Source organism: Weizmannia acidilactici (genome assembly GCF_008974185.1).
GTDB classification, from domain to species: domain Bacteria; phylum Bacillota; class Bacilli; order Bacillales; family Bacillaceae_C; genus Weizmannia; species Weizmannia acidilactici.
In genome coordinates this window covers 25,333-35,365 of record NZ_BKZP01000035.1, presented here as the reverse complement: position 1 = coordinate 35,365, position 10,033 = coordinate 25,333, and the positions used below count along the sequence as shown (strand labels likewise).

11 protein-coding genes and 1 pseudogene are annotated in these 10,033 nt (G+C 46.4%); 3 read left to right on the top strand and 9 right to left on the bottom strand.

The annotated features are described in order from the left end of the window. Positions 1-166 precede the first annotated feature (166 nt). From BpJC4_RS13400 to BpJC4_RS13385, 4 genes and pseudogenes are all read right to left on the bottom strand, one after another. The gene (locus BpJC4_RS13400) at positions 167-1,417 is read right to left on the bottom strand and encodes a L,D-transpeptidase family protein (protein WP_151698024.1); all 1,251 of its coding nucleotides are present in this window, start codon (positions 1,415-1,417) and stop codon (positions 167-169) included. 213 nt (positions 1,418-1,630) lie between these two features. Next, positions 1,631-1,858 (bottom strand): annotated as a pseudogene (locus BpJC4_RS16680) (DUF1871 family protein); the annotation flags it as partial. A gap of 103 nt (positions 1,859-1,961) precedes the next feature. After that, the gene (locus tag BpJC4_RS13390) at positions 1,962-2,162 is read right to left on the bottom strand and encodes a hypothetical protein (RefSeq protein ID WP_151680199.1); all 201 of its coding nucleotides are present in this window, start codon (positions 2,160-2,162) and stop codon (positions 1,962-1,964) included. Positions 2,163-2,268: 106 nt separating this feature from the next. Beyond that, positions 2,269-2,868 carry a peptidylprolyl isomerase gene (locus tag BpJC4_RS13385; RefSeq protein ID WP_151680200.1) on the bottom strand — a complete coding sequence of 200 codons (600 nt, stop codon included), beginning with the start codon at positions 2,866-2,868 and terminating at the stop codon, positions 2,269-2,271. Positions 2,869-2,991: 123 nt separating this feature from the next. Between BpJC4_RS13385 and kapB the strand changes: the two genes are divergently transcribed. Both kapB and BpJC4_RS13375 read left to right on the top strand, forming a co-directional pair. After that, a complete protein-coding gene (gene kapB / locus BpJC4_RS13380; RefSeq protein WP_172967513.1) occupies positions 2,992-3,396 on the top strand; it encodes a kinase-associated lipoprotein KapB in 405 nt (134 codons plus the stop codon). A 237-nt stretch (positions 3,397-3,633) separates the two neighbouring features. Continuing rightward, positions 3,634-4,851 (top strand): MFS transporter, encoded by a 1,218-nt coding sequence (locus BpJC4_RS13375; protein ID WP_151680202.1) that lies wholly within the window; start codon positions 3,634-3,636, stop codon positions 4,849-4,851. A 59-nt stretch (positions 4,852-4,910) separates the two neighbouring features. On the opposite strand, the gene BpJC4_RS13370 is transcribed toward BpJC4_RS13375, so the two are convergent. Continuing rightward, on the bottom strand, positions 4,911-5,300 hold the full coding sequence (locus tag BpJC4_RS13370) for a hotdog fold thioesterase (protein ID WP_151680203.1): 390 nt from the start codon (positions 5,298-5,300) through the stop codon (positions 4,911-4,913). Between the two features lie 102 nt (positions 5,301-5,402). On the opposite strand from BpJC4_RS13370, the gene BpJC4_RS13365 reads away from it, so the two are divergent. After that, positions 5,403-5,768 carry a YuzC family spore coat inner layer protein gene (locus BpJC4_RS13365; protein ID WP_151680204.1) on the top strand — a complete coding sequence of 122 codons (366 nt, stop codon included), beginning with the start codon at positions 5,403-5,405 and terminating at the stop codon, positions 5,766-5,768. A 41-nt stretch (positions 5,769-5,809) separates the two neighbouring features. Here BpJC4_RS13365 and ymaG read toward each other — a convergent pair whose 3' ends face one another. From ymaG to BpJC4_RS13350, 4 genes are read right to left on the bottom strand one after another with little or no spacing between them, the layout of a single operon-like run. Next, the gene (ymaG, locus tag BpJC4_RS16205) at positions 5,810-5,980 is read right to left on the bottom strand and encodes an inner spore coat protein YmaG (protein WP_172967512.1); all 171 of its coding nucleotides are present in this window, start codon (positions 5,978-5,980) and stop codon (positions 5,810-5,812) included. A 60-nt stretch (positions 5,981-6,040) separates the two neighbouring features. Continuing rightward, complete coding sequence (locus BpJC4_RS13360) at positions 6,041-7,162, bottom strand: GerAB/ArcD/ProY family transporter (RefSeq protein WP_151680205.1); 1,122 nt, start codon at positions 7,160-7,162, stop codon at positions 6,041-6,043. Between the two features lie 16 nt (positions 7,163-7,178). Continuing rightward, a complete protein-coding gene (locus tag BpJC4_RS13355; RefSeq protein WP_151698023.1) occupies positions 7,179-8,390 on the bottom strand; it encodes a Ger(x)C family spore germination protein in 1,212 nt (403 codons plus the stop codon). Then, positions 8,387-10,012, bottom strand: coding sequence for a spore germination protein (locus BpJC4_RS13350; RefSeq protein WP_151698022.1), 1,626 nt, complete (start codon positions 10,010-10,012; stop codon positions 8,387-8,389). The genes BpJC4_RS13355 and BpJC4_RS13350 overlap by 4 nt, the downstream gene beginning before the upstream one ends. Positions 10,013-10,033: the final 21 nt, after the last annotated feature.

Sequence of the window (10,033 nt, the reverse complement as noted above, 5' to 3'; positions counted from 1 at the left end):
GAGGTTTGCCGCTCGCTTCCTTCAGATTCCGCATCACTACGGACACACTTGCGTTAGGCTATCGCTACTACTGCCTTCGCGATTCGGGACTTTCACCCTATAGAGTGCAGCCATGCCAGGCGCACCAAAAAAAATCCTGCCCCTGTTGCACAGGGACAGGATTTTTTTAATACACAATTACCGGTTCGTTTTGTTCAAGATTGTCATAAACGGATTTCATCACACTTGGCGGCGTGTTCACGCATCCGCCTGATCCGTGCTTCAAGTAGGCATCCATCGCCCAGTTTGTACGCCAGCTTGCATCGTGGAAGCCGACGCCGCCGAGTGTGAACGGAGCCCAGTATTTGACCTTGATGGAGTAATGCGGATTTCCCGCCTCGCTGCCTTCTAGGACGGACGGCGATTGCTTATACTCGATATACCAGACCCCTTTTGGCGTATCTTCATGCGTGTCATGCCTCCCGGTTACAACACGGGTTGTCACTTTCAGCTTTCCATCCTTATAAATCCAGATCCGCTGGTCATTGATTGACACTTCCGCATATGTATCGCCAATGCCGTTATTCGTTAAAACGTGGTACCCGACACCGATCGTGCTGTAGCCTTCCCCGTAAATATAATAAGCTTTTACCGATTTTCTGCCGTTTTGGAAAGCTTTCGCGATCCGTTCCGCTTCTTTATCGGTATCGATCGCCCAGCCGTATGACTGCCCTTTCACCGAAATGACAGAGCCGGAATGCGTTTTAAACGTATAGTTTTTATGCAGCGTCGATTTCTCCTTGTTCAGTTCCTTCAGTTTTGTTTTGATGCCGGATGTATCGATGGTGAGTTTCATATTTTTCGATACCGAAGCATTTTTGATCAGATCGCTTGCTTTAAACGGAAAATTCTTCTCCTGCAGCACGTAATTGACCGTCTGCTGCGATAGTTCCTCAAGCTTTTGCTTTTCCTGTTTTACTGTCTGGCTGTTTTCGCGGACCGGCTGGAGTCGGGCGGCTTTCAAATGGATTTCGCTGTTGTATTTTTGTTTGTCATATTCTTTTAAAATTTCCGCAATATCATATTGGTTTCCTTTTTTGCTTTTGGATACGCTGATTTTGCCATCTTCCATATAGGCCTGCGCGTCTTTCGGAGCCTGTAGATTTTTGTTCAATTGCTTCAATTGGTTTGATACTTCCTGCTTCAAGGTAACACTCCGGTAACGGTCCGCCCGCTCAGGCATGATCGTGTAGTTCTTTTCTTTAAAGGACGGGACAAATGTGCGCTGTGAATGGAAAACGCGTTTCACCTCCGCAAGATCACTGTCTGTAAAGCTTGCTTTTGTATCTTTACCGTCCACCAAAACTTTGTTTCCGACATACACTTTATTTGTTAAATCCATGGACTTTAATTTTTTCAAGGCCTGTTCAGCGGTCAAACCGCCCACTTTGACGCCGTTGATTTTGATATGCGGATTGAAACGGGTGGCCTGGTAATAGCCCGCCCCGCCTAAAAGTACGAGAATAAGTGCGGCAATGCTGCCAACGAGAATGGCTGTCTTCCTGCTTATGGCCGATCACCCCAATAAAAATAATTTCTATTACGAATAGATTGCGTGATTTACATATAACATATATGAATCGGCCGGATTTCACAAGAAGTTTTTCTCATTTAAGAAAACGTTCACGGCCCGCATGAAGTTTGCTGTATAAGTAAAATGCAGGTTTCCGCCATTTTTCTGCACTGGGCGAATTACTTTTTCAAAAATTTCGTAGATCGACTGGAGTTTCCCAGCGAGCACCTCTAAATCTGACAGATCGTGAACTGCCTGAATGCAATCTGCAATTTCTGTTTCATACGCTTCCGGCCCGTAACCGAGCGGATCCCATGAAAATCATTCACGTAATTTTACATTGGTTTCATGCATGTTCATGTCCATCACCTGAAAACAATGCTATGGGCTTTTTCCTATAAAAAATGCACTAATGCAGAAAGCGGTTTTTCTTCAGGATTTCATCTTCTATTTTTTTCGCTTTCTCCATCTGCTTCCGGTTAACCTTTTGAATGGCGAAAAAGGCGAGCACCGCGAGTATCACAAAAAAGGACAGCGAAATAAAAGCCGGAATGTAATATTTTTTATCGTGCGGAAACTCAACTAAAAACCCAAAAATAAAAGGAACCACGGCATTTCCCCCTTTGGCAGCGATTACCCCCATTATAACAGCCAGTGTACACGATTGAAAACGCTAAAACAGCGCCGCATTCAATTGCTGCGGCGCTTCCCTTTTTTTACCGGACTGTCATTTTTTCAATCATGACATCGTGCAGCGGCTTATCGTACATGCCGGTCCGGACACTTGCAATTTCGTCCACGACATCCATGCCTTCAATGACCTGGCCGAACACGGTGTGGCGGAAATCAAGCCACGGAGTGCCGCCTTTTTCCATATATGCTTCCACGATCTCAGCCGGATAGCCTGCCTGTTCCATCTGCCCTTTCAAACTTGGATCAACCGTTTTGCTTTGGACGATGAAAAATTGGCTTCCGTTCGTATTCGGGCCGGCATTGGCCATCGACAACGCGCCGCGGATATTAAACAGACGTTGCGAAAATTCATCTTCAAAAGGGGCGCCGTAAATGCTCTCGCCGCCGGTCCCGTTTCCTTCCGGATCGCCACCCTGGATCATGAACCCGTTAATCACGCGATGGAACGTCAAGCCGTCATAATATCCGTTTTTGCTGTGCTGAACAAAATTTTCAACCGTCTTCGGCGCGAGTTTCGGAAATAATTTGATCGTGATCGTCCCCATATTCGTCTGCATGTCGACGACCGTTTCGTTTTCCTGCACTTCCGCCGTTAATTGCGGATATATCGTTTCTTCTGTCATAGATTGATAAACCTCCATCCGTTTCATTCACTGCTCTTGTTTAACTTTACTAAAATCAGCCCGAAAAGTCCAAAGGAAAAAACGGATTTTTTTCTTTTGCTTCTTTCCCGTATTTTTCCCATAATGATATATAGAAAAAAGCAAGGGGGAATTGGAGTGGACATTGGCGATTTCATCGTAACAACAAAGAAAACGGGAAAATATATCGGGGAAATTACGCAAGTATTCCCCGACCATTACGTGTTTAAAACGCTGGCCGTTTTGAAACATCCCGCCCAGGGGGATCTGCATCATCCGAATGAAGGGGACGTGCCGTTTTTCCATGAGCGGAAAGCGCTTGCCTACGGGGAACAGGCGAATATCCCGTTGAAAACAGCCAAACCTTACAGCGGCGAAATCCCGGATTACACCGAGTCGTTAAGAACGGCTGTCCACGGGCTCGTGGAAAAACTCGAAAAAGAAGATACACTCTACAGCCAAAAAAGCATCGCAGCATTAAAAAACTTGATGAAAGAATATGGGATTTAAGCTGGCAGCCGGGATCTTTCGGAAAGGTCCCGGCCTTTTTTATCGTTGCCCGCGGCTTCTTCGTATATCGGGAAGTAAAATAAACATGATTTTTGTCAAAAATCCTTCAAGTTTCCTCAAGACGGTTTTGTTGAAATTTCCGACATAGGTTTTATAATAATATTTAGGTGAACGAAATATTAATACAATACACTTTTAGTGTGCTTATATATATGAAGGAGGCGGTTACCCATCCAGATGACTCAGGAAAAGCGTAACTTGTATATTATGCTCGTTTGTAATTTTCTCGTTGGCGCAAGCATGACGATGATTATTCCATTTTTATCGCTATATATTAAAACGTTCGGACATTTCAGCGATGTGTATGTCCAACGGTGGGCCGGCTATATTTTCGGCGTCACCTTTTTGGTCGCTTTCATCATGTCTCCGGTATGGGGCAGAATCGGCGACAAGTACGGCTTTAAACCGACACTCGTCATTACCGGCTTCGGCATCGCCGCAAGCATTTTTTGCATGGGGCTGGCCAATAACGTTATCTCCCTGTTTATCACCCGCTTTTTTATGGGGATTGTGACCGGTTTTATCCCGACTTCGATGGCTTTGATTTCCGCGCAGACACCGAAAGAAGAGGCAGGGAAGGTGCTCGGCACATTGCAGATGGGCAATGTTTCCGGCAGTTTGTTCGGACCGATGATCGGTGGTTCAATCGCCGACAGCTTTGGCTTTAAATATACGTTTATCATCACAGCCGCCACCATTTCTATTGCCGCGCTCGGCGTTGTATTCGGCATTAAAGAAAAACGCCGCGAGCCGGTACAGAAAAAAGCGGCGCACGTTTCTTCCATCGACGTGCTGAAACGCATTGTCAGCCACCGCATTTTGATTACCGTTATGGTGATTGCCCTTTTGATCCAGATGGCCAACTTCAGCGTCCAGCCGTTACTGGCACTGTATGTAAGCCATTTAACAAGCGCCGGCAATGTCGCGCTCCTTTCCGGCATGGCGTTTTCCGCAACCGGATTCGGTAATCTCCTTTTGACAAGGCAGTGGGGGGCGCTTGGCGACAAATTCGGGCATGCAAAAGTGCTACTTGTTTTGCTTGTTTTAGCCTGTGCCTTTATGGTTCCGCAGGCGCTTGTGAACAATTTATGGGAACTCATTATTTTGAGATTCCTGTTTGGGATGGTGGTCGGCGGCATGAACCCGAGCATCGTCGCATTTATCCGCCTCGAAGCGCCGCTCAGTATGCAGGGGGAAGTACTCGGTTATAACCAAAGTTTCCGTTTCCTCGGCAATGTGACGGGGCCGCTGCTTGGCGGTTATGTATCCGGCATTTCCGGCATTTCGTCCGTTTTCTATGTCACCGGGATATTGTTTATTTTTGCGTTTGTGCTCCTCTTTTTCAGCGTAAAATCCGAGCAGCGCCGCCAGCTGCAGGAAGGGCTCAACCAATGACCGAAAAGTCAGCATCATCTATTTAAAAGGCTGCAGGCTAAGCATACCTGCAGCTTTTTTCATTTTTCTTTTTTCGGCACAACCGCAATCGTGCACCGCGATAAGCAAATCAAATTTTCTTCTTCATCCATGATTTTAATTTCCCACACTTGGGTGTTTTTGCCCCGGTGCACAACTTCTGCAACGGCCTTCACGGTGCCGTCCCGTTTGGAGCGGATGTGGTTCGCATTGATTTCAAGTCCGAAGCAAACCTCTTTTTCCAAATCAATCAGCATGGCTGCCCCGAGGCTTGCCGCCGTTTCCGCCAATGCGACAGAAGCGCCGCCGTGCAGGTACCCGAGCGGTTGCCTCGTTTTTTCGTTCACCGGCATGGTTGCCACCACTTTTCCCGGCTCCATTTTTACAAGTTTGATCCCTAAAGCACCGATCAATGTGTTTTCCAGTTCCAATTTCTCGTTCCTCCTTTGTTTCGGATTGTCCATACATCTTCCGCGCCTTCTTTTCATAATATGTAAAAAATTTGTTTTCCGCCAAAGAAAGAAGGTGAGAGTATGTACCCCAATCCGTATCATCGTTACCCTTCCATCCTTTCATACTATTCCATGCCTTTCCGCCAATATCCTGCCGTACGCCCGAAAAAATTTATGGATACCGCTTTGCATATGAATGAACTTTTATCCGATGCACAGCTGGTTACAAACCGCATTTTACGATCTGCCCCTTTTGCCGGCCAGCTGATGGAAGCGGCACAAAAGTCCAATATGGCACAGATCGGGCGCCTCCTTGCAGGAACGGGCATCAAACATACGCCGCGCGTTTTCTATTCGCCGGACGGACTCGTGCTTGAATTTGCCCATCAAACCGGCCACGATCCCGAGCCATGTTGTGCCATTCAGATGAAAATGCGCTGGTCATAACAATTAACCCCGCTTTCAATAGACAAAGCGGGGTAAAAAATTTAATACGGATAGTAAGGAAATGGCGGGTAGGCATATGGAACCGGCGGATACAGAAAGAACGGGCGCGGCCTCACCAGTGCGCCGCCAAGCAGCCCGCCGAGAAAACCTCCTAAAAGCGGGGCCCCGAAAAACGGCGCGAGACGGGAAGGATAATGTACATGTGAATTCATTCAACTACCTCCTCTCTTTCTTGTTTTAATTTATGCATCCCGCTTAGGTTGGACTGGGCGCTAGGCAGGCGATGCTTTTTGCTGTTTCTTTTTCTTACGCCTTTCTTTCCATAAAATAATAAGAAGGCTGAGCAGCGGAAATGCCACTTGCGCCGGAAAATGGAACAGGATAGGAACGACTTTGAGCCCTTCATTGATATGTTCCGCATAAGTAGATGCGATCATAAGAGAAGCGCACAGCATAATGAAGCCGAGCGGATACACGGTTTTCTGGTAACCATCCACTTTAAATAGCTCCGTAAAAATAACACATGCCGCATAAAAGAAAAGGGTGACTTTAAAAAAACCGCCAACAATTAGCGCAATCATAAAAAATACGTCGAGCCTTTCCAAAAAATGGGCAAACTGTATTTCCCGGATGGTCGAAAGAAGCGGAAACGGGGAGCGCTGGATCGTCTCTGCGCCAATCACGGAAATATTGATCAGCATGGAAAATACCAAATTCGTCCCGCTTAGTAATATTGCGGACAGCCCGGCAATTTTGACTTTCTTCGAATGGTTTACAAGTGGGAGAATGCTGAAAAATACAATCGTTTCCCCAAAAGGGACATAAATCGTTTCCGTGATCATCGATTTTAACACGGGCATGACTCCGCTTTCAAGTACCGGCTTCAGATGATTCAGATTAATGAGCCGGGATACGATGATCAACACAAATCCCGTGATCGCCATGATATAGTAAAATATGAAAAAAATTTCCCCGGTTCTTGCGATCACTTCAATTCCTTTTTTTACGGCATAAATGATGCAAAAAGCCATAATGGCGTTAATAATAAACAGCGGAAATTCCGGATAGGAAGTAATGATCAGCATTTCCCCGAAATCGCGCAGTACCCTGGCCGACAAATACAAAAAATATATGCCAAAATTAAACCCGAATATCCATCCAAGAAACTTCCCATATACGGCTTGCAGGCTTTGGACCGGGGATAGATCCGGGTAAAAGGTAAAGATTTTATAATAAAGATAAAACAGGAAAAAGCCCATGCACATGCCGCCGAGAATGGCCAGCCATGCATCCTGTTTTGCGCCGCTCCCAATTGCAAGTAGAAGCGCGCTGCCAAGTTCAAACATAAAAATCATCACAAATAATTGGTAAGGTGAGATTTTTGCTTTTTCCATATATCACCAGGCCTTGCTATTTTAAATTTGAATGGAACGGATCCGTCCTTAGTTCCGAATTGCTGATGATCACATTCGAATGCACGTTTACTTTTAAGTTGGCAAACCCTTTTTCATTCCAATGGTTCTTCATTTTTTTCCATTGCTTCGGATACTGCTGGTGGATCATTTGCCCAAACCCGAATACATCACATTTTTCCTGCTGCATATAGCGGATTCCCGCGTAAATTTGCTGCTCGGCTTTCTTTTCATAAGCTTTTTGAAGACGGTCGATCACTTTCATATCCATTACTTTCATGGGCACATCCACTTCATAAAGCTGCCCCTGAAATGTAATATCGATATTCATTTCCGGTTTGCCGTTTTTCATCACCGGCTTTATGTCTACATTTGTTTTTATTGTCCGGATATCAACCGCATCCGGATGATGGTTCCAGTCGAGCGTCAGGGAAGTGATATTTGTCTTCTTGAGCAGCCATGTAATGACGCGTGCTTTGTTTCCGTCAACCCAGCCAATCAATTTGCCGTTTTTTATGATGCCGATTGCCGAGCTCATTAAATATGCCGATAAAGCGGTCTGGTTTAAGCTATCCTGCATTTTCCCTTTTTCCGGATCCCCGATTAGTTTAATGCTGCCAACTGCCGCTTCTTTTCCCTCTGTGGTAAAATCGGAAATGAGGTCCGACATACTTATTTTCAGCCTCCCCCCAGAACCTTCCTGGGCATATTCCAACGTTTTGTTGATTTTATTTGCCGGAACCCGGTCAATTGGGGTTAATACTTTAAGAATATCTTCCGCTTTACAATTACGAGCAATGACAAAAGTGGCCGTATTGCGGAATTCTTTGTGCCTGTCCAGGACATCAAGGATGGGATAAATCCCTTCCTTGGCTGTTTCTTCACCAACCATTAATACGTTTGCATGCGAAAAATATAATCTCCTTGAAATTTCCTGTCCCCCGTTTCGGAATGCTTCTTGGACTGTTCTGCCTGTAGCCTGGTAAATGGTGACGGGTGGCCCCTGTCCCCCGCCCAATTGCATGCCGTTCGGGATGTTTAAAGAATTGACAATTTGATAGGTGACCAAGTATTTGCCATTTTCAAGGCGGTCGACTCCGATCGCGCTGACAAAGGCAATATCCGTCAATTCTTTATGGCTCCAGCAGCCGGTAAGCATAAAGATAGAAAGCAGCAGCACCGCCGCCATTTTTATTTGTCTTTTGATCATGAAGGCTCACCATTTTTTTTTGGCGGCATCGGTCGTTGGTTTTCACCTTGCCGGACAATATTTTTCTGGCTGAGGAGCCGCGGCCTGGCGCTCATCGACCATATCGGCGCACGGAAGACGGTATCTCCGATATTCTGACGCACAAGCGGCGCAATCGGGGTTGTATACGGAACGCCGAACGACCTTAAGCTGCACAAATGCACGACCAGGGCGATCATACCGATAATAATGCCGTAAAAGCCGAACGTCGCAGCCAAAAGCATAAATACGAAACGGAAAAGCCGCGCTGAAATCGCAATTGAAAAAGAGGGTGTTGCAAAACTGGCAATCGCCGTAATCGACACGACAATGACCATTGCTGCCGAAACAAGCCCGGCCTGGACGGCTGCCTGCCCGATCACAAGCGCGCCGACAATTGAAACGGTCTGCCCGATCGGCCGCGGCAGGCGGAGCCCGGCTTCCCGCAAAATTTCAAAGATAATCTCCATGACGATCGCTTCTACAAATGCCGGGAACGGAATCGCTTCCCGCTGCCCCGTCAAAGTAAAAACGAGCTGCGTCGGGATCATTTCCTGATGGAAGGTGGTGGCCGCCACATATGTGGCCGGCCCGATCAGTGATATTAAATATCCGAGTACACGCAGAAAACGGATGGCCGTCGCAATGTCAAAACGCATATAATAATCATCCGCCGACTGGAAAAATTGAATAAAAACGGCAGGAGCGACTAATGCAAACGGGGAGCCGTCGACAATAATGGCAAAACGGCCTTCCAATAAGTTGGCAGCAACGACATCCGGCCTTTCCGAATGGTAAATAGTCGGAAAAATCGTAAACGTTTTATCTTCAATCAGCTGTTCAATATAGCCGGATTCTAATATCGCATCGATTTTAAGCGTTTGCAGCCTTTTGCGGGCTTCTTCGACCACTTTATCGTTTGCGATCCCTTTTATGTACATGAGCACCACGTCGGTCCTGGTGACTTCGCCAATTTTATATGACTCAAGCCAAAGATTCGGATTTTTAATCCGTTTGCGGATCAAAGCCGTATTAACGCGCAGCGATTCCGTAAACCCTTCACGCGGCCCGCGGACGGTGACTTCCGTTGACGGTTCTTCAATGGAACGCTGCTCGCCGCCCCTTGTGCTGATGCTTAATCCGCCATAAACCCCGTCAATGAGCAGGATCGTCTGGCCGCTTAAAAGCTCCGCAAATAAATCATTCCAATTCATGACCGTCTTGACCCCGCCGATTTTGATGGCATGCTTCATTAAGTCATCCAGGACATTGTCGCTGTCTAAATACGGATCAATTTTTGGATTTGCCATCAGTACTTCAAGCAAATTTTCATTGATCATCAGTGAATCATCAAGACCGTCGACACAGATGACAGCAGCCGGCACATTTGCCTTACTTCCCATTTTGATTTCATGGATGACAATATCGGAACTGTTTCCGGTCGTTTTTTTCAACTGTTCGATCTGCGTTTTCAGATCCGTTCCCATCGTTTGTGCCGGAATATTTGCTGCAGTGCCGCCCGTATCTTCCCCGTGCGTTGGATTTTCCTGTTCACCCTGATTCTTTTTTACAGATTTCAAATATTTGCTCCACCAAAACGGCATACCGATTCCCCTTCTTTTTCC

Bases quoted from the DNA above. Each gene is read 5' to 3' on its own strand.
- BpJC4_RS13385 (WP_151680200.1), bottom strand. From the start codon at position 2,868: ATGACAGAAGAAACGATATATCCGCAATTAACGGCGGAAGTGCAGGAA.
- kapB (WP_172967513.1), top strand. From the start codon at position 2,992: ATGATATATAGAAAAAAGCAAGGGGGAATTGGAGTGGACATTGGCGAT.
- BpJC4_RS13375 (WP_151680202.1), top strand. From the start codon at position 3,634: ATGACTCAGGAAAAGCGTAACTTGTATATTATGCTCGTTTGTAATTTT.
- BpJC4_RS13365 (WP_151680204.1), top strand. From the start codon at position 5,403: ATGTACCCCAATCCGTATCATCGTTACCCTTCCATCCTTTCATACTAT.
- ymaG (WP_172967512.1), bottom strand. From the start codon at position 5,980: ATGAATTCACATGTACATTATCCTTCCCGTCTCGCGCCGTTTTTCGGG.
- BpJC4_RS13360 (WP_151680205.1), bottom strand. From the start codon at position 7,162: ATGGAAAAAGCAAAAATCTCACCTTACCAATTATTTGTGATGATTTTT.
- BpJC4_RS13355 (WP_151698023.1), bottom strand. From the start codon at position 8,390: ATGATCAAAAGACAAATAAAAATGGCGGCGGTGCTGCTGCTTTCTATC.
- BpJC4_RS13350 (WP_151698022.1), bottom strand. From the start codon at position 10,012: ATGCCGTTTTGGTGGAGCAAATATTTGAAATCTGTAAAAAAGAATCAG.